Source organism: Streptomyces sp. AHU1 (assembly GCF_045343905.1).
GTDB lineage: Bacteria > Actinomycetota > Actinomycetes > Streptomycetales > Streptomycetaceae > Streptomyces > Streptomyces triticiradicis.
Map to the genome: position 1 here is coordinate 1,444,009 of NZ_CP174283.1, position 18,507 is coordinate 1,462,515.

Annotated in this window: 17 protein-coding genes and 1 pseudogene; 12 read left to right on the top strand and 6 right to left on the bottom strand. The window is 72.9% G+C overall.

The genetic code is table 11. From position 1 onward, the window contains the following. Positions 1–107: 107 nt before the first annotated feature. Positions 108–485 carry a thioredoxin gene (gene trxA, locus ACICHK_RS06640; RefSeq protein WP_406836170.1) on the top strand — a complete coding sequence of 126 codons (378 nt, stop codon included), beginning with the start codon at positions 108–110 and terminating at the stop codon, positions 483–485. 23 nt (positions 486–508) lie between these two features. Here the strand turns inward: trxA and ACICHK_RS06645 are convergent. The 4 genes and pseudogenes from ACICHK_RS06645 to ACICHK_RS06660 form a co-directional block, all read right to left on the bottom strand. Then, positions 509–679: pseudogene (locus ACICHK_RS06645) on the bottom strand (aldehyde dehydrogenase family protein); the annotation flags it as partial. Positions 680–917: 238 nt separating this feature from the next. Next, a complete protein-coding gene (locus tag ACICHK_RS06650; RefSeq protein ID WP_406836171.1) occupies positions 918–2,018 on the bottom strand; it encodes an RNA-guided endonuclease InsQ/TnpB family protein in 1,101 nt (366 codons plus the stop codon). 119 nt (positions 2,019–2,137) lie between these two features. Then, positions 2,138–3,343: a 4-hydroxybenzoate 3-monooxygenase gene (locus tag ACICHK_RS06655; RefSeq protein ID WP_406836172.1), complete on the bottom strand. Its 1,206-nt coding sequence runs from the start codon at positions 3,341–3,343 to the stop codon at positions 2,138–2,140. Positions 3,344–3,426: 83 nt separating this feature from the next. Beyond that, entirely contained in the window at positions 3,427–4,464 is a 1,038-nt protein-coding gene (locus ACICHK_RS06660; protein WP_406836173.1) for a LacI family DNA-binding transcriptional regulator, read from the bottom strand. 169 nt (positions 4,465–4,633) lie between these two features. Between ACICHK_RS06660 and ACICHK_RS06665 the strand changes: the two genes are divergently transcribed. The 4 genes from ACICHK_RS06665 to ACICHK_RS06680 all read left to right on the top strand — a co-directional run bounded on the left by ACICHK_RS06665 (position 4,634) and on the right by ACICHK_RS06680 (position 8,678). Continuing rightward, on the top strand, positions 4,634–6,058 hold the full coding sequence (locus ACICHK_RS06665; RefSeq protein WP_151466966.1) for an amidase: 1,425 nt from the start codon (positions 4,634–4,636) through the stop codon (positions 6,056–6,058). Between the two features lie 20 nt (positions 6,059–6,078). Beyond that, positions 6,079–6,303 carry a hypothetical protein gene (locus tag ACICHK_RS06670; RefSeq protein WP_406836174.1) on the top strand — a complete coding sequence of 75 codons (225 nt, stop codon included), beginning with the start codon at positions 6,079–6,081 and terminating at the stop codon, positions 6,301–6,303. A 205-nt stretch (positions 6,304–6,508) separates the two neighbouring features. Continuing rightward, complete coding sequence (locus ACICHK_RS06675) at positions 6,509–7,996, top strand: flotillin family protein (RefSeq protein WP_151466964.1); 1,488 nt, start codon at positions 6,509–6,511, stop codon at positions 7,994–7,996. A 226-nt stretch (positions 7,997–8,222) separates the two neighbouring features. Continuing rightward, entirely contained in the window at positions 8,223–8,678 is a 456-nt protein-coding gene (locus tag ACICHK_RS06680) for a type II toxin-antitoxin system PemK/MazF family toxin (protein WP_151466963.1), read from the top strand. Positions 8,679–9,379: 701 nt separating this feature from the next. On the opposite strand, the gene ACICHK_RS06685 is transcribed toward ACICHK_RS06680, so the two are convergent. Continuing rightward, positions 9,380–10,213, bottom strand: coding sequence for a TIGR02452 family protein (locus ACICHK_RS06685; RefSeq protein WP_406836175.1), 834 nt, complete (start codon positions 10,211–10,213; stop codon positions 9,380–9,382). Positions 10,214–10,469: 256 nt separating this feature from the next. Here ACICHK_RS06685 and egtA point away from each other — a divergent pair, with 256 nt between their 5' ends. From egtA to egtD, 4 genes are read left to right on the top strand one after another with little or no spacing between them, the layout of a single operon-like run. Next, the gene (egtA, locus tag ACICHK_RS06690; RefSeq protein ID WP_406836176.1) at positions 10,470–11,795 is read left to right on the top strand and encodes an ergothioneine biosynthesis glutamate--cysteine ligase EgtA; all 1,326 of its coding nucleotides are present in this window, start codon (positions 10,470–10,472) and stop codon (positions 11,793–11,795) included. Next, positions 11,792–13,123, top strand: a complete 1,332-nt coding sequence (egtB, locus tag ACICHK_RS06695) for an ergothioneine biosynthesis protein EgtB (RefSeq protein WP_406836177.1) — start codon at positions 11,792–11,794, stop codon at positions 13,121–13,123. Before egtA ends, egtB begins: the two co-directional genes overlap by 4 nt. Next, the gene (gene egtC / locus ACICHK_RS06700) at positions 13,123–13,914 is read left to right on the top strand and encodes an ergothioneine biosynthesis protein EgtC (protein ID WP_406836178.1); all 792 of its coding nucleotides are present in this window, start codon (positions 13,123–13,125) and stop codon (positions 13,912–13,914) included. Before egtB ends, egtC begins: the two co-directional genes overlap by 1 nt. Continuing rightward, entirely contained in the window at positions 13,911–14,885 is a 975-nt protein-coding gene (gene egtD / locus ACICHK_RS06705; protein WP_406836179.1) for an L-histidine N(alpha)-methyltransferase, read from the top strand. The genes egtC and egtD overlap by 4 nt, the downstream gene beginning before the upstream one ends. A 37-nt stretch (positions 14,886–14,922) precedes the next feature. Here egtD and ACICHK_RS06710 read toward each other — a convergent pair whose 3' ends face one another. After that, on the bottom strand, positions 14,923–15,840 hold the full coding sequence (locus ACICHK_RS06710) for an NAD(P)-dependent oxidoreductase (RefSeq protein ID WP_406836180.1): 918 nt from the start codon (positions 15,838–15,840) through the stop codon (positions 14,923–14,925). Between the two features lie 84 nt (positions 15,841–15,924). On the opposite strand from ACICHK_RS06710, the gene ACICHK_RS06715 reads away from it, so the two are divergent. The 3 genes from ACICHK_RS06715 to ACICHK_RS06725 all read left to right on the top strand — a co-directional run bounded on the left by ACICHK_RS06715 (position 15,925) and on the right by ACICHK_RS06725 (position 18,475). Beyond that, entirely contained in the window at positions 15,925–16,296 is a 372-nt protein-coding gene (locus ACICHK_RS06715) for a winged helix-turn-helix transcriptional regulator (RefSeq protein ID WP_406836181.1), read from the top strand. A 153-nt stretch (positions 16,297–16,449) separates the two neighbouring features. Continuing rightward, positions 16,450–17,094, top strand: a complete 645-nt coding sequence (locus ACICHK_RS06720) for a precorrin-8X methylmutase (RefSeq protein WP_406836182.1) — start codon at positions 16,450–16,452, stop codon at positions 17,092–17,094. A 100-nt stretch (positions 17,095–17,194) separates the two neighbouring features. Further along, positions 17,195–18,475 carry a lanthionine synthetase LanC family protein gene (locus tag ACICHK_RS06725; protein WP_406836183.1) on the top strand — a complete coding sequence of 427 codons (1,281 nt, stop codon included), beginning with the start codon at positions 17,195–17,197 and terminating at the stop codon, positions 18,473–18,475. The last annotated feature ends 32 nt before the right edge of the window (positions 18,476–18,507 follow it).

Here is an 18,507-nt window from a genome sequence, read left to right on the forward strand (position 1 = left end):
GTTGCTGGTGTGCGCCGTGGCCACACGGGTACGCAGCCGGAATAGGTCCCCGGTGGGTGGCGTTGTGCTGACCGGCATGACCCGGACGTGAGGAAGAGGGAAATGGAATGAGCAGCACCGTTGAGCTCACCAAGGAGAACTTCGACCAGACGGTCACGGACAACGAGTTCGTCCTGATCGACTTCTGGGCGGAGTGGTGCGGGCCGTGCCGTCAGTTCGCCCCGGTCTACGAGAGGGCCGCCGCGGCCAACCCCGACCTGGTCTTCACCAAGGTCGACACGGAGGCGCAGCCGGAGCTGGCCGCCGCCTTCGACATCCAGTCGATCCCGACCCTGATGATCGTCCGCGACCAGGTCGCGATCTTCGCGCAGCCCGGGGCGCTGCCCGCCGCCGCGCTGGACGACGTCATCGGGCAGGCCCGGAAGCTGGACATGGACGAGGTCCGCAAGTCGGTCGCGGCCCAGCAGGCCAAGAACGCCGAGTAGTCCCTCGGCGCACTTCCCGGCCCCTAGAAGGGGTACCCCGCCACGTCCCCGCGCACCGTCGTCCACCGCAGGTCGGTGAAGGCGTCCAGATTGGCCTCGCCGCCGAAACGGGCGCCGGTTCCGGAGGCGGCCGTGCCGCCGAAGGGAGCGACGGCCTCGTCGTTGACGGTCTGGTCGTTGATTTGACATCCTCCCCCTCTCAAAAGAGGGGGATTCCAGCCCGTGGGGGCCGGGGTTCACGGGTGTTCGAGCGGCTGGTGGCCGTTGTCACCCCTCCGGCACCGGCTGTTCGCCGGGGGCGGGGGATCCCGCCCTGTCCTGCCGCGACGTTGGCTGCTGCGTTGGTGTCGGCGTTGCAGGTGAAGCCGCAGGAGGAGCAGCAGAACTCGGCTTGGTTCTTGCGCGAGTTCTTGTCGATCCTCCCCCACTGCCTCAAGGGCGTGGGAGGTGCCCCCAGCAGAGACTGCAGCGCAGACTGGTGTAGGGGGCGGGTACGTCCTCGACGCGGCCGGGGGCCTTGTGCCCGGTGCGCTGCCGCAGCAGGCCCCAGCCCTGGGCGAGGATGACTCGGTTCAGCCCAGCCTTCTGCCTGACCTGCTTGCCAGGCTGCTCGGCGGTGCCCCTGGCCGAGCGGGTCATGGTCTTGATGTCCAGCTTCTCGAACCGCACCACGTCGTGGTCGCGGGCGAGCATCGTGCTGGTCTTCTCGCACCAGTCCCTGCGCCGCTCCGCCTCACGAGCCTTGATACGGGCAGCCCTGGCGTACTCGGCGGCCTTGCGCTCACTGCCCTTGGGCGCGCGGGCAGCCCGGCGCTGGTGCTTGCGGACCTGCGCGCGTTCCCTGACGGTGAGCTGCGGGCAGTTCAGCTTCCGCCCGTCGGAGAGGGCGGCAGTGATGGCCACGCCCCGGTCGATGCCGATGACCTCACCCGTGCCGGGCCCCTCGACGGGAGCGGGGACGACGGCGAACGCGATGTGCCATCGGCCGTTGCGGAAGGTGACACGGAACGTCTTCGCCTGCGGCAGCCGGGAGCCCTTGCCGTTGCGGCTGAGACGGAAGCGGACCCAGCCACAGCCGGGCACCTTCACCCGCGCCCACCGCCGGTTGAGCCTCTGCACCACGACCGAGCGGCCCATGACCTGTTTTCCGGTCTTCGCGTTCAGCTTCGGCGAGCCGTCCGCCTCGAACTCCCCGATGCGGTCGGTGCCGATGACGCGAAAGCCCTCGTGCACGTGCTTCCGGCGCCAGGTCGGCTCACCGAACCCAGAGGTGAAGCGGGCGTTCTTGGCTTTGGCGAAGTCCTTCAGCGCCTGCTGCTGCACGTCCGCGTTCCCGGCGCCCAGCCATGCGTTGTCGCGCCGGGCCTCGGTGAGCTGACGGCACTGCTCGGCGAAGCCGGGCGCCGCCCCGCGGCCCTTGCGCCAGTACGCGTGCTGCTCGACGGCCAGGTTCCAGACGTACCGGGCGTGCGCGCAGTGGCCGAGCATGACGCCCGCCTGCTCACCCGTCGGGTACATCCGAAACCGTGCCATGACCGCGAACCTAGCCCGCACGTTCCCCGACCGCCCACGCCATCGACAAGCATCACTCGTGCGAGTGACCGTTCCTGGGTACCGACCCACCCGGCCACCGACCACCAGCCAGCCACCGATCACCAGCGGGACTCGGCGGGCCCCGCGGCTGCGGGCAGTGGAAGTCCCGTGTAGTTCGCGGCCAGTTCGGCGGCGGCGGGGCGGGACACCGCGATCCGGCGCAGTCGCGCGAGCTGCATCCGGCGTTCGAAGGCGTCCCCATCTGGTTGAGCGTGCAACATCTTAGTCATGTCGTACGAGAAGCGCGTCGCCTGCCACACCCTTTCCAAGGCCAACTCCGAGTACCGGTCCAGGAGTTCGGTCGATCCGGAGCGGTGCAGCTCGGCGAAGCCGCGCGCCAGGAGCCGTACGTCCGACACCGCGAGGTTGAGCCCCTTGGCGCCGGTCGGCGGCACGATGTGGGCGGCGTCCCCGGCCAGGAACAGCCGTCCGTGGCGCATCGGCTCGTGGACCCAACTGCGCATGGGGGTGACCGACTTGGCGGTGACGGGTCCGCGCTCCAGCCGCCAGTCCCCGGCGACCGCGAAACGCGCGGCCAGTTCGTCCCAGACGCGCTCGTCGGGCCAGTCGCCGGGGTCCGTGCCGTTCGGGACCTGGAGGTACAGCCGCGACACCGACGGGGAGCGCATGCTGTGCAGGGCGAAGCCGCCGGCGCCCCGGGCGTAGACCAACTCCTCGCAGGAGGGCGGCACGTCGGCGAGGATGCCGAGCCAGGAGTACGGGTAGTCGTGCGCGTACGTGCGGCCCGTCCCGGCCGGGAACGCGGCACGCGCGACGCCGTGGCCGCCGTCGCAGCCCACCACCCAGTCACAGGCCAGCGTCCGCTCACGCCCCCCGCACACGAACCGTACGACGGGCGAGGCGCTCTCCGGCTTCTCCACGGCGAGCGCCTCGGCCTCGAACAACAGGGGCGGCCCGTCGGCCAGTTGGAGGGAGACGAGGTCCTTCACGATCTCCGTCTGGGCGTAGATCGTGACGGTCCGGCCGCCGGTGAGCGCGGGGAAGTCGATGTGGTGGCGCTCCCCCTCGAAGCGCAGCTCGATCCCGTGGTGGACCAGACCCTCGGCGTCCAGCCGCTCGCCCGCTCCGCACGCGCGCAGGACGTCGACCGTGCCCTGCTCCAGCATGCCGGCCCGCTGGCGCCGTTCGGCGTACGCGCGCGTCCTGCTCTCCAGCACGACGCAGTCGATCCCCGTCCGGTGCAGCAGCCGGGCCAGCAGGAGCCCCGCCGGGCCCGCGCCGATGATGCCGACCGTGGTCCGCATGACACACCTCCGCTGTCCGGTGCCGCCGGGCTCCGGCACGGCCGGGCGGACAGGCCCGTCGCCCGCCGCTGCACCAGCCTCCCTCAGCTCGACGCGCGGTGCACGACGCGTGCGCCCAGCACCTCGTGAGTCTCGGGCTCGGCACCCGGTTCACGGACCACCCGGTCGACCAGTTCGGCCAGGTCACGGCCGGAGGGCAGGTCGAGGTGCACGGTGCTCAGCCGGGGTCTGAGCAGCCGCCCGAGCATGAGGTCGTCGGCACCGACGACGGCGGTCTCCTCCGGGACGGCGACGCCCTCGTCCTGAAGGGCGCGCATGAGGAGCATCGCGTACTCGTCGTTGTACCCGAAGACGGCGTCGAGGCCGAGGGAGCGCCAGCGCCCCGCGAGCCGGGCGGCGGCCTCCTCCTCGTACGCGAGCGGCAGCTCGGCCACCGTCGCGTCCGTGTCGCGCAGGGCCCGCCGGACACCGTCGAGACGGGGCCGGGAGAAGATCTCCAGGCCGCTCTCCTCGGGCATCACCACGCCGATGCGGCGGCGGCCCCGGGCCAGCAGGTGGACACCCGCGCAGTGGCCGACCCGGTCGTGGTCCATGAGCAGCGCGTGGGCGCCCTCGACCCGCTCGGGGCCCAGGGTGACCACGGCGCGGGCCCCGGCCCGCTTGAGGACCGCCACGCCCTGGAGGCCGAGGCCGCTGCCGGGCACCAGCACGGCGACCGGGCGCAGCTCCGCCCAGGCGCGGGCGGCCTCGTCACCGCGCAGGCCGACGCTGCCGTACTGCACGACGGTGTAGTCGAGCCGGCCGAGCTCCGCCTGGAGTTCGGCGAAGAACCGGTGGTAGAGCGGGCCGACGGGAACGGCCGGGGCGGGCATCAGGACCATGCGGCTGTGTCCGGCGCGCAGACTGCGGGCGGCCGCGTGCGGGACGTACCCGAGTTCCTCGGCCGCCTCGCGGACCCGGCGCCGGGTGGGCTCGCTGATCCGGACGGCGCTGGTGTTGTTCAGGACGTACGAGACGGTCGCGCGGGAGACACCCGCGAGGCGTGCCACGTCGGCACTGGTCGGTACGGGACGTCGTGCGGGCGCCGGCCGGCCGGCGGACTGTTTCGGTATCTGCACCATGACGCGACGCATCCTCGCAGAGGGCCCGGACACCGCCTCGCGCCGGGGCACCCGATCGAACTCGTCGTTTACGGAACTCCCGCTTCCGTAAAGGAGGTTGACCGTCCTGTACCGCCGCGCGGGCCCAGAGGTTACCGTTCGGTAGACGACCGCTTCGGAGGTGACCCGGATGGTTCCCGACCGTGCCCCAGGGCTGGTGGAGAGCGCGCGTGCGCTGAACGCGGGCGAGGTGAGTTCGCGCGAGCTGGTCGAGCGGACGCTCGCCCGGATCGAGGCGGCCCGGCCCACGGTGAACGCCTTCCGGCTGGTCCGCGCCGAGGCCGCCCTCGCGGAGGCGGACGCGGCGGACGCGGAACTGGCGGCGGGCGGGCGGCGGCCGCTGCTCGGGGTGCCGGTCGCGGTCAAGGACGACATGGACGTGGCGGGCGAACCGACCGCGTTCGGCTGCCGGGGCGACTTCCCCCCGGTGGCCGAGGACGGCGAGGCGGTCCGCCGGCTGCGCGCGGCCGGTGCCGTCGTGGTCGGCAAGACCAACGCCTGCGAGCTGGGCCAGTGGCCCTTCACCGAGGGCCCGGCCTTCGGCGCGACCCGCAACCCCTGGCACCACGAACACACCCCGGGCGGTTCGTCCGGGGGCTCCGCGGCCGCCGTGGCCGCGGGTCTGGTGCCCGCGGCGCTGGGCTCGGACGGGGCGGGGTCGGTCCGCATCCCGGCCGCCTGGACGCATCTGGTCGGCATCAAGCCGCAGCGCGGCCGGATCTCGACCTGGCCGCGCCCGGAGTCCTTCCAGGGCATCACGGTCAACGGCACGCTCGCCCGCACCGTCGCGGACGCGGCCCTGCTGCTGGACGCGGCGAGCGGCAGCCACGCGGGCGACCTGCACCGGCCCGCCGCACTGCGCGTCAGCGACGCCGTGGGCCGCGATCCGGGCCGGCTGCGCATCGCGCTGTCGCTGAAACCGCCCTTCACCGCGCTGCCCGCACGGCTCGACCCCGCCGTACGGGCGAAGGTCCTCGCGCTCGCGGAGCGGCTCGCCGCGCTCGGGCACACGGTCGAGGAGGCCGACCCGCGTTACGGGCCGATCGGGCTCACGTTCGTCCCGCGCGCCACGGCGGGCATCGCCGAACACGTCCGCGCCGTGCCGTTCCCCGAACTCCTCGACCCGCGCACACACGGCGCGGCGCGCTTCGGCCGACTGCTCGGCGGCGCGCCGCTGCGGGCGGCCCGCCGCGCCGAGGCGGGACTGCAGCGGCGCGTCGGCGCGCTCTTCGACACCTACGACGTGCTGCTCGCCCCGACGACCGCCGCTCCCCCGCCGCGGATCGGCTCGATGCTCGGCCTGAGCGGTGTCCGCACCGACCGGGCCATGATCGCGGCCTGCCCGTACGCCTGGCCGTGGAACGTCCTCGGCTGGCCGGGCGTCAACGTCCCCGCGGGCTTCGTCGGCGAAGGGCTCCCGGTCGGCGCGCAGTTGCTCGGCCCGGCCGACAGCGAACCCCTGCTGGTGTCGCTGGCCGCGCAGTTGGAGGCGGACCGGCGCTGGCACGAACTGTGGCCCCCGCGGGAAACCGTCGCGGACTCCCCGGCCGCGTAGGCGAGTTCGAGCCTTACGCTGTGACCATGGACGATGCCCCGATGGTCGGTTTGATGGGACGGGTCACCGGCACGGTCGGACCCGGGCTCGTCGGCGAGGTGATGGTCCGGGTGCGCGGCGGCGCCGAGCACTTCCTCGCGTATCCGGCCTCGCCGCGGGACCGCATCGAGCGGGGCACGGTGGTGATGGTGGTGGAGTACCTGCCCCCGCGCACGGTGTACGTCTCGGCCGCGTACGACAACTGACTCCCGCTCCGGCCGGCTCCGGCGACCCGCGGAATCGATGGCCGAACTCGCTGCGTCCATACGACAGTTGAGCTGCGTTTGTCCCAGGTGAGAACCGTACGCGTCAAGAACGCGACAAGGATTCGCCGAGCCCTGTACCCCGTTGTCGGCGAGGAGCACACTCCCGTTCGTTCGGTGCCGAAAGGGCACCATCCAAAGGGGGCGTATGCCGATGGTTGTCGGCGTCGTTGCGGGGGCCGTCGTTCTCGCACTGGTCTTCGTCGTCGTGGTCTTCAAGCTCATGTGGCGCGTCGCGGAGCCCAACGAAGCATTGATCATCTCCGGTTCGAAACACCGGACCGAGGGCCTCGAAGAGGGCATGGGTTTCCGCATCGTGACGGGGCGCGGCACTCTGGTGCTACCGGGTGTGCAGGCGGTGCGGAAGATCTCGCTCGACCTCAACGAGACCGAGCTGCACGTGGACTGCGTGACCACCCAGGGCATTCCGCTCAAGGTGCGGGGCGTGGTCATCTTCAAGGTGGGCGACGACTTCGTGTCGATCGCCAACGCGGGGCGCCGCTTCCTCGACCAGCAGAAGATGATGGCGGAGCGCGTGCACAACGTGTTCGCGGGTCATCTGCGGTCCATCGTCGGCGGGTTGACCGTCGAGGACATGATCCGCGACCGGGAGAAGCTGACCGGTCAGACCCGGGCCGCGTGCGGTACGGAGATGGAGAAGCTCGGTCTGATCGTCGACTCGCTGCAGATCCACGAGATCGAGGACCCGACCGGGTACATCCGGAACCTGGCCATGCCGCACGCCGCCGCCGTGCAGCGTGACGCGCGTATCGCGCAGGCCGAGGCGAACCGGCTGGCCACCGAGGCCGAGCAGAAGGCCGCGGCACGGATGTCGGAGGCGACCCGGGACAGCGAGATCCAGCAGGCCGGTTACCAGGCCGAGCGGGACAAGGCGGCGGCGACGGCCCAGATGGCCGGCCCGCTCGCGGCGGCCGCCGCCCAGCAGGACGTCGTCGTCCAGGAGACCCGGGTCGCCGAACTGGAGGCGCACCGCCGCGAGCAGCAGCTCCAGGCGGACGTCCGCAAGCCGGCGGACGCCAAGGCGTACGAGATCCGGGCGCGGGCCGAGGCCGAGCGCGACGCGCGGATCTCGGCGGCACAGGCCAAGGCCAGGGAGACCGAGCTCGCCGCCGCGGCGGAGGCGACCCGGGTCAAGACGGCGGCCACCGCCGAGGCCGAGGCGACCAAGGCGCGGGGTGCGGCGGCCGCGGAGGCGACCCGGGCCACCGGTGAGGCCGAGGCCGCCGCCGCCAAGGCCAAGGGCCTCGCGGCGGCGGAGGCGACGCGGGCGCAGGGTCTCGCGGAGGCGGAGGCCATCCAGGCCCGGGCCGCCGCGCTGGCCGAGAACCAGGAGGCGGTCGTCGCCCAGCAACTCGCCGAGAACTGGCCGGAGATCGTCCAGGCGGGTGCGAGCGCGTTCGGCAACGTGGACCACATGGTGCTGCTCAACGGTGCCGACGGCATGTCGGACCTGTTCGCCAAGGCGCTCACCATGGGTGGCACCGGCCTGGGCCTGGCACGCCAGTTGCTCGCCTCGATGAACCCGGAGGGGGGTCCGGCCAAGAACCCGACCGCGGAGCTCAACGGGTTCGCGGCGCCGGTCAGCGAGAAGGTGCCCGTGGAGAAGGAGGGGTGAGGCCGGCGCGCTGAGGCGCGCGGGCACCGTAAGTTCCGATCAACGGGGCGCGGGCGTACGGGAGTCGGGTCACGGCTCCCGTACGCCCGACGCCGTTCCGCCGGCGCGCGTGGCGCCGTGCGGCGGGTGCCGCCGGGAAGTCGGACCAGGTCCCGGCTCCGCACGATGCCCTCCGGCCCCGGACCCGCCCTCCGTGGCCTCGAACACAGGCTCTACCGTGGCCCGCGTGAACGCGTTTACCGATGAGACCGAAGAAGACGTCCCCGGCCGCTACGGCCCCTCCGCGACCACCGAGGCCGAGCCTCGCGAGGTCGGCCCCGTGAGGACCGAGTACTCCCCCGCGCACGACGGCGACCCCGATCCCGGTGAGATCGTCTGGACGTGGGTGCCCTTCGAGGAGAACGACGGCCGGGGCAAGGACCGCCCGGTGCTGGTCGTGGCGCGGGAGGCCGCGGGCACCCTGCTCGCCGTCCAGCTCTCCAGCAAGGCGCACAACGGCGACCGCGAGTGGGTGGCGATCGGCAGCGGACCGTGGGACCGGACCGGGCGGGACTCCTGGGTGAACGTGGACCGCGTGCTGCGGCTGCACGAGGAGGGGATGCGCCGGGAGGCGTGCGCGCTGGACCGGATGCGGTTCAACTCCGTGGTGCACCGGCTGCGGGAACGGTACGGCTGGCGCTGAACGCCTCCGCCACCCCGGCGGCGGCCCGCCCCTGACGCCGCGGGACACGCGGGCGCGCCTCGCGGGGACACGGGGCACGAGGTACACGCCGCGAGCGGCGGACGCGCTTCTCAAGGCACGGGGTACACGCCGCGAACGGCGGACGCGTGGCACGGGTCCCGAGCGACACGGACCGCCGGACGCGGCGCACGCCGCCGGCACCTCGGCCGCAGGCCACGGTCGCCCGGGGCGCGGCGCGCGATCCCGCAGCGCTCCCGCCACGGTCGCCGGGCAGCCGGACACAGCACACGACCCCGGGTACTCCGGCCACACGCGTCCAGGCAGCACGGGCCGCCCGACGCGGCACACACTCCCCCGGCGCCCGACCACGAGCTACGGTCGCCCGAGGCGGGGCTCAGGATCCCGCAGCGCTCCCGCCACGGTCGCCGGGCAGCCGGACACAGCACACGACCCCGGGTACTCCGGCCACACGCGTCCAGGCAGCACGGGCCGCCCGACGCGGCACACACTCCCCCGGTGCCCGACCACGGGCCACGGTCGCCCGGAGCGGGACGCACGATCCCGCGGCGCTCCGGGTGCTCCGGCCACGGTCGTCGGGCGTCGGGGCGAGGGGTGCGTCGGGAGGCGTGGGGATCGGGGGCGTGCCGGGCGCCGCGAGGCGTGGCTTGTGCGGGGTCCGGTGGGAGGTGCCGGGTGAGGGCTCAGACTCGGCGGAGTCCGGATGCGAACACCCGGTCGAAGGCCTCGTAGGTGGTCCGGCCCGGTGTGCGGTCCAGGACGCCGAACACCACCTGGTCGAAGTACCCGTCCAGGCGGCCCCCGGCCAGCACCCCGCGGAAGGCCCGCGCCACCTGCGCGGGGTCGTTCCGGAACACCCCGCAGCCCCAGGCCCCGAGGACCAGGCGGCGGTAGCCGTGGGCGGCGGCCGTCTCCAGGACGCGTTCGGCCCTGACCGCCAGCGCCTCCGGCAGGTCGGCCGCCCGCCGCGGGTCGGTGCGCAGGACGACCCCGGCGTTCGGGGCCGCCGCGGTCAGGAAACCGGCCCGGAACGGCTCGTCGAGGAGCCGGCCGCGGTCGTCCCGGAAGACCGGCACACCGGGCGAATGGATGACACGGTCCGTGTAGAACGCGTCACGGTGGGCGCGATGGTGCTCGTAGAAACCACGGGCCCGCAGCAGACAGGTGTACAGCGCGGAGGCCCGGCACAGGGCCTCCTCCTGGGCCTGCGCGCCGTTCAGATAGCCGCCGCCGGGATTGCGCGCCGAGGAGAAGTTCAGCACGGCGACCGGGTCCCCGCCCCCGGAGGTCAGCCGACGGGCCGCCTCCAGGCTGCTCTCGCCCGTGACCTCGAAGGACGTGACGACCGGCGTCACCGACGGCGTCCCCACCGGTTCCGGTCCGTACATCCGTGTCCCGGCCCGTGCCGCCTCCACCGCCTCGGCGATGGACACCGCGCCCCCGGAGGGAGCGCGGTAGCCGCCGGCGGACACGATCTCCTCGGTCTCCCGGGCGATCGCACGCAGGCGCGCGCTCATGGCGCCACCCCCGTACGCGCCACGGGCGCGGCCTGCGTGTACTCCCCCGTCGTGCCCATGAACGCATCGTGAGCGATGCTGGTCATGCGGCGCAACAGAGTTTCGCGGCTCCGCGAACAGTGCTTCCCGGTCCCCGAAGAAACGATTTGCACCCTTGTGCGAACCGCGAAGAAGGTCTTGGGTGGAACGGTCGTTGTCGGTCCGGCCCACCAGACCCCGGGCCGGCGGCATGGTGGAATCTCAGGAGGATCCCGACATGTCCGATTCGGTGAGTGACTGTACGGAGCAACATCGCTCCTACGTCACCGAGGCCGAGGTGGAAGCACTGGTCCGCGGCATCTGTTTCAAGACCGGTCCGCCCCGTTTCCTCGGTGTCGAAGTGGAATGGCTCGTCCACGAGCTGCGCGGCCCGCGGCTCCCCGTGGCACCCGAACGACTCGAAGCGGCCTATGCCGCACTGCGGACCCTGCCCCTGCGTTCGGCGCTCACCGTCGAACCCGGAGGACAGCTGGAGCTCAGCTCCGCACCCGCCACCTCCCTGATGGAGTGCGTGGGGTCCGTCTCGGCCGATCTCGACGCCGTACGCGCCGTCCTGCGCGAGGCGGACCTCGGCCTCAGCGGTTTCGGCCAGGACCCCTGGAACCCCCCGAGCCGCTATCTCCATGAGCCCAGGTACGACGCCATGGAGCGGTATCTCGACCGCACGGGGCCCGAGGGCCGCGCCATGATGTGCACGTCGGCCTCGGTCCAGGTGTGCCTGGACGCCGGGTACGAGGAGCCGGGCCCGCTCGGGCACGGGCGCCGCTGGTGGCTGGCCCATCAGCTCGGCGCGGTCCTGGTGGCCGCGTTCGCCCACTCCCCGATGGCCCGCGGACGGCACACCGGCTGGCGTTCCACCCGGCAGTCGCTGTGGGCGTCGATGGACCCCGGGCGCACCGACGCTCCGCCCCTGGGCGGCGATCCCCGTGCGGCCTGGGCCCGGCGGGTGCTGGACGCGCCGGTGATGTGCGTACGGGCGGCCCGGGGGCCCTGGGAGGTCCCGGAGGACCTCAGTTTCCGGGCCTGGACGCGGTCCGCCGCGCCACCGGACCGGGAGGACCTCGCGTACCACATGACCACGCTGTTCCCGCCGGTCCGGCCGCGCGGTCATCTGGAGCTCCGCATGATCGACGCGCAGCCGGGTGAGGACGGCTGGATCGTGCCGCTCGCGGTGACGGCGGCGCTGTTCGACGACCCGGACGCGGCCGAGACCGCGTACCGGACCGTCAAGCCCCTCGCGGAGCGGGCGGGCTCCGCTCCGGCGCCGCGCAACCCGCTGTGGCGGGACGCCGCGCGGTACGGCCTCGCCGATCCGGAGCTGCGCGAGGCCGCGGCGATCTGCTTCGCGGCGGCGTACGAGGCCCTGCCCCGGCTCGGCGCCACCACCGAGGTGCTCGACGCGGTGGCCGAGTTCACCGACCGCTATGTGGCCCGGGGCCGCTGCCCCGCGGACGACCTGGCCGGCGCGGCCGCGTCCCACCACGACGGCCGTCCCGGGCACCGCCCGCACGGTCGGCCCCACGGGAAGGACATCAGCACATGACCGGCACGACCGCCTCCGACCGCCTCACCGATCCGGAGACGCTCCGGCAGCGCGCGCTGGACGCGCTCACCACCGCCCGCGACCGCACCGCCCTGCTCACCTCCTGCGTGGAGGACCCCGAACTGACCGCGCAGCACTCGCCGTTGATGTCACCGCTCGTGTGGGACCTCGCGCACATCGGCAACCAGGAGGAACTGTGGCTGCTGCGGGCGGTCGCGGGGCGCGAGGCGATGCGGCCCGAGATAGACGGGCTCTACGACGCGTTCGAGCACGCGCGCTCCGAACGGCCATCGCTGCCGCTGCTGCCGCCCGCCGAGGCCCGTGCGTACGCGGCCGAGGTGCGCGGCCGGGCGCTGGACGTCCTGGAGGGCGCCGCGTTCGAGGGCGCCCGGCTGACCGAGTCGGGGTTCGCCTTCGGCATGATCGCCCAGCACGAACAGCAGCACGACGAGACCATGCTGATCACCCATCAGCTCCGGCGCGGACCCGCCGCCCTCACGGCACCCGACCCGGCTCCCGCCGCGCCGTTCACCGGACCCGCCGAAGTCCTGGTGCCCGGCGGCCCGTTCGTGATGGGCACCTCCGCCGAACCGTGGGCGCTCGACAACGAGCGCCCCGCGCACCGGCGCACGGTCCCGTCGTTCTTCATCGACACCACTCCGGTCACGAACGCCGCCTACCAGGCCTTCATCGAGGACGGCGGCTACGGCGAGGAGCGCTGGTGGACCCCCGCGGGCTGGGAGCACATCCGCGCGCACGGCATCGAGGCACCGCTGTTCTGGCGGCGCGAGGGCGGACAGTGGCTGCGGCGCCGGTTCGGGGTGACGGAGGCCGTTCCGCCCGAGGAGCCGGTGCTGCACGTGTGCTGGTACGAGGCCGACGCGTACGCGCGCTGGGCGGGGCGGCGGCTGCCCACCGAGGCCGAGTGGGAGAAGGCGGCCCGCCACGACCCGGTGTCCGGCCGCTCCACGCGCTACCCATGGGGTGACGAGGACCCCTCGCCCGTCCACGCCAACCTGGGCCAGCGCCATCTGCGCCCGGCTCCGGCGGGCAGCTATCCGGCGGGCGCCTCGCCGCTCGGCGTACGGCAGTTGATCGGTGACGTGTGGGAGTGGACGTCGAGCGACTTCGAGCCCTACCCCGGGTTCGTGGCGTTCCCCTACCGGGAGTACTCGGAGGTGTTCTTCGGCCCGGAGTACAAGGTCCTGCGCGGCGGTTCGTTCGCGGTGGACCAGGTGGCCTGCCGGGGCACGTTCCGCAACTGGGACCATCCGATCCGGCGGCAGATCTTCTCCGGGTTCCGCACGGCACGCGACGGGGACGCCTGATGTGCCGTCATCTGGCGTACCTGGGGGACGAGGAGAGGCTCGGAACGCTCCTCCTCCAGCCGGAGCACAGCCTCTACCGGCAGTCCTGGGCACCCCGCCGCCAGCGCTACGGCACGGTCAACGCCGACGGCTTCGGCGTGGGCTGGTACGCCGACGGGGACCCGGTCCCCGCCCGCTACCGCCGCACCGGTCCCGTCTGGGGCGACCAGTCGTTCGCGGACCTGGCCCGGGTGGTCGGGACGCGGGCGCTGCTCGCCGCGGTGCGGGACGCGACCGTGGCGGGCGCGGACGGGGAGGCCGCCGCGGCACCGTTCGCCGCGGGCCCCTGGCTGTTCAGCCACAACGGCGCGGTCACCGGCTGGCCCGGGGCGCTCGCCCCGCTCGTGCTGGGCCTGCCCCCGGCCGAGTTGCTGTCGCTGGAGGCCCGGTGCGACTCGGCGTTCGTGTGGGCGCTGCTCCTGCACCGGCTGCGTTCCGGTGACGAGGGGGGCCAGGCGATGGCCGACACCGTCGTGGAGGTCGCCGAGGCGGCCCCCGGCTCCCGGCTCAACCTGCTGCTCACCGACGGCGAGACGATCACCGCGACCGCCTGGGGCGACACCCTCTGGTACCTGATCGAACCCGGCCGCCGCACCCTCGTGGCCTCCGAGCCGCACGACGACGACCCGCTCTGGCGCGAGGTCCCCGACCGCACCCTCCTCACCGCGAACCGCACCGACGTACTGCTCACCCCGCTCAAGGACATGAGCGAAGACACGGCACCCGCACAGCGCAAGGAGCCCCGTACGTGAGTCCGTTCCTGCTGACCCGCACCCTTCCCGAGGACGCCACGGACGCGGCGCTGCGTGCCGACGTCCTGCACGGCCTCGGACACCAGCCCAAGACCCTGCCGCCGAAGTGGTTCTACGACGCCCACGGCAGCGCGCTCTTCGAGAAGATCACCGAACTCCCCGAGTACTACCCGACGCGGGCGGAACGCGAGATCCTGCTCGCGCGAGCCGGCGGGATCGCCGCGGCGAGCGGAGCGCGCACGCTCGTCGAGCTCGGTTCCGGCTCCTCGGAGAAGACCCGCCATCTGCTGGACGCGATGCCGGAGCTGCACACCTACGTTCCCGTGGACGTCAGCGAGAGCGCGCTCGTCCAAGCCGGTCACGCGCTGATCGCCGAGCGGCCCGGCCTGAACGTCCACGCGCTGATCGCCGACTTCACCTCCGGTCTCACGCTCCCGGACACCCCCGGGCCGCGGCTCGTGGCCTTCCTCGGCGGCACGATCGGCAATCTGCTCCCCGCCGAACGCGCGACGTTCCTGGCGTCCGTACGGTCGCTGCTGTCGCCCGGCGACACCCTGCTGCTCGGCACCGACCTGGTCAAGGACGCGTCGGTGCTCGTCACCGCCTACGACGACGCGGCCGGGGTCACGGCCGCGTTCAACAAGAACGTGCTGAGCGTCGTCGACCGTGAACTCGGCGCCGACTTCGACCTCGACGCCTTCGAGCACGTGGCCCTCTGGGACCCCGAGAACGAGTGGATCGAGATGCGGCTGCGGTCGCGCGTCGCGCAGACCGTGAAGATCCCGGCACTGGACCTGGCGGTCCACTTCGCGGAGGGCGAGGAACTGCGGACCGAGATCTCGGCGAAGTTCCGCGCGGACGGCGTCCGCGGTGAACTGGCCGCGGCGGGGTTCGCCCTGACCCACTGGTGGACGGACTCGGAGGGCCGGTTCGCGCTGTCGCTGAGCGGGGCGGTGGACAACTCGCCCTGAGACCGCCCCTTCTCCTGAGACCGCCCCCCGTACCGGGTCAGGTACGGGGGCGCGGTCCTCGGATGCCGTCGATGATGCGGGTCCAGTTGTCGCCGCCGTGTCCGTTCTCGATCGCGCGCCGGTAGTGGGCCTGCACGGCGAGGGGGAGCGCGAGGTCGAGGCCGAGTGACGTGCTGGTCTCGACAATGTGGTCGGACGTCGCGCCCATCATGGTGACCGTGCTGAGGTCGCCGGGATGCTCTCCGGCGTCGAGCGCGGTGCCGGGGTTCTCCTCACCGGCCCTCAGGATGTCGCCGAGCGAGTCGGCGGAGGAGAGCAGCTCCGGCAGCGCCTCCCCGGCCCGCATTCCCGCGGTACCCAGCATCGCGGTGGCGTGCATCAGTCCGGAGAGGGTGGTGAGGAACACCGCGAGTTGGGCTTGGTACATCATCTGGGCGAGGCCCGGGTCATCGCCCAGGTACTTCGGTGTTCCGAGCGGTGTCAACGCCGCCAGGTGGCTCTCCAGCACGTGGCCGCGGCCGCTGTAGTACACATGGGCCGCCTCCGTGCCGACCATCGGCGCGGGGACCATGACCCCTCCGGTGAGGAAGGCGGCGCCGTGGCCCGCCGCCCAGGTGGCTGCCTCGCGTGAGCGGTCGGGGGTGTCGGAGCTCAGGTTGACCAGTGTCCGGCCGGCGAGCGATCCGGTGGCGTCGTCGAGGATGTCGTACATCGCCCGGTAGTCGGTGAGGCTGAGGATCACGAGGCCACTCGCTTCGACCGCTTCGCCGGGTGTCGCCACGAGTGTCGCTCCGTCGGCGACGACGCCGTCGGCCCGACCGGCGGTGCGGTTCCAGACGGTGACCGGGTGACCGGCCGTGAGGAGGGTGCGGGTCATCGCCCGGCCCATCGGGCCGAGCCCGATCACGGTGACAGCGCTGTCCTGCCTGATGGTGTGGTTCTGTCGCCTGTTCACCCCTCCATGGTCGAAGAGTGTCACCACTTTCAGAAGTACCTACTATTTTCTTGGGTACTTACCTTTCCGTAAGGGGGATCAGCGATGGCCAAGGCGCCGAGAAACGGGCCTTACATCTGCGGCATCGACGCCGCGCTCGACGTGGTGAGCGGCAAATGGAAGGGACTGATCCTCTGGGAACTCGACTCCCATCGCGTACGCCGCTTCGCCGAACTCCGCCGCGGTCTGCCGGGAGTGAGCGAGAAGATGCTGACGCAGCACCTGCGCGAGATGGAGGAGGACGGTCTCGTGCACCGGGAGGTTCATGCCGAGGTGCCGCCGCGGGTGGAGTACTCCCTGACCGAGCACGGGCGCACGCTCAATCAAGCGCTCGGGCCGCTCGGCGCCTGGGGCATCGAGCGGATGCGCCGCGAGGGCTCCGAAGCCGTCGACATGGCCGAGACCTCGCACGGATGAACGTCCCGGACCACGAGCCGGACGCCCGCTTCACCCCTGACGGCCCGGACGGCCCGGACGGAACGGCGCTCTCATGATGATCGGTATGCTCGCGCCCGTACCCGTGCCCTCCGGTCGGTCTCCGGTGGCCGCACGTGCCCGGAACGCCGACGGATGAGCGAGAAGACTGTGTTCGACTACGAGAAGGACGGCGCGGCCATCTACCGCGAGTCCTTTGCCACCATCCGCGCTGAAGCGGATCTCGCGGCCCTGCCCGCCGATGTCAGCCAGGTCGCGGTCCGGATGATCCACGCCTGCGGCATGGTGGACCTCGTCGACGACCTCGCCTACACACCCCTCGTCGTGACCCGCGCCCGCGAGGCCCTGCGCTCGGGCGCGCCGGTCCTCTGTGACGTCTCCATGGTCGCGAGCGGGATCACGCGCAAGCGGCTGCCCGCGGACAACGACGTGATCTGCACGCTCTCCGATCCGTCGGTCCCCGAACTCGCGGCGGAACTGGGCACCACGCGCAGCGCTGCGGCCCTGGAACTGTGGCGCGACCACCTGGACGGCGCCGTGGTGGCCGTCGGCAACGCTCCCACCGCGCTGTTCCGGCTCCTGGAGATGATCGAGGAGGGCGCGCCGCGCCCCGCCGCGGTCATCGGTGTCCCCGTGGGCTTCGTCGGCGCCGCCGAGTCGAAGGAAGCCCTGGCCGAACACCCCTCCGGCCTGGACCACTTGGTCGTACGGGGCCGCCGCGGCGGCAGCGCCATCGCCGCGGCCGCGGTCAACGCGATCGCGAGCGAGAAGGAGAGCTGAGGGACCCGCGCGGGCCTCGCCGGCCGGCAGGGCTTCGCACTCCCGGTGCGAGCCGGGCCGCCCTCTGGGCGGGTCCGGAAGATCATGCGAGAGTGGGCCCATGACGGCATCGGAAGCCTCGGTCGTGACGGTCGACGAAGTCGAGGGACTCGCGGTCGACGGGCTGCGGTGGCTGATCGGGACGGCGCGGGAGACCCCCGGGGGAGGCCTCACCTGGACGGCCGGGCCCTCGGACGACGGTCCCGACCCGACTCTCTACAGCGGTACGGCCGGGAACGTCCCCGTACTCCTGGAAGCCTGGCGGCACTTCGGGGACGACTCCTACGCCGACGCCGCCCTGCGCGCCGCCCGCGGTCTCTCGGACGCCGCCGACGGCGTCGACGACGACTCCCTCTACTTCGGCCGCACCGGAATCGCGCTCGTCCTGCGGGCCCTCCAGCGGGAACTCGGCGACACGGCCGCGGGCGCCGCCGCCGACCGCGTGCTGGAACGCGTACGGTCACGCTTCGACGGCACCCGGTGGGGCGAGCTGTACGAGCTGATGGGCGGCAACGCGGGGATCGGTCTCGGGGCGCTCCTGGCCGGCGACGCCGAACTGGCCGTCCTCGCCGTGGAACCGTACCTGCGGACGGCGGAACGGACCCCGGCGGGCGTCCACTGGGCCCATCGCACGGGTGTCGGCTCCCGTCTGCACCACATCTCGCACGGCACGCTCGGCATCGTCCTGGGGCTCGCCCGGGTCGGCGGGTCCACCGGCCGTACGGACCTGGTCGAACTCGCGCTGGCCGGTGCCGCGGACGTCGTGGCGCGTGACGAGGCGGGGCCGGAGGGCTTCCTGGTGCCGCACTCCACCCCTCAGTACCGCCCTGACGTGGTCGAGCCCATCAGTTACGGCTGGTGCCACGGTCCGGCCGGCGACGCCCAGGTCTTCCGGCTGCTGCGGGACGTCACGGCCGACCCCGTCTGGGCCGCCCTCGCCGACCGCTGCTGGCACACGGTCACCCGCTCCGGCCTGCCCCGGCGGGTGCGCCCCGGCTTCTGGGACAACAACGGCCGCTGCTGCGGCACCGCGGGCGTCCTAGCCCTGGCCTGCGACCGCGTCGCCGAGCAGCGGGACCCGTACGACTTCGCCCGCGTCCTCGTCGCGGACCTCGCCGCCCGCGCGATCCGGGACGGGGACGGCGTCCGCTGGTCCAACTCCGAGCACAGGGCCACCCCGAGCGACCTCGAACCGCGCACCGGCTGGGCGATGGGCAACGCGGGCATCGTCCGTGAACTCCTGCGCTTCGTACGGCTGAGCCGTGACGGGGATCCCCGGTACGCGTTCACCTGGCCGGACCAGCCCCCGGTGCCCGCCCCCGTCCACGAACCGGTTCCCTGACCTCGCCCGTCCGGTGAACCGGCTTCGGCGTA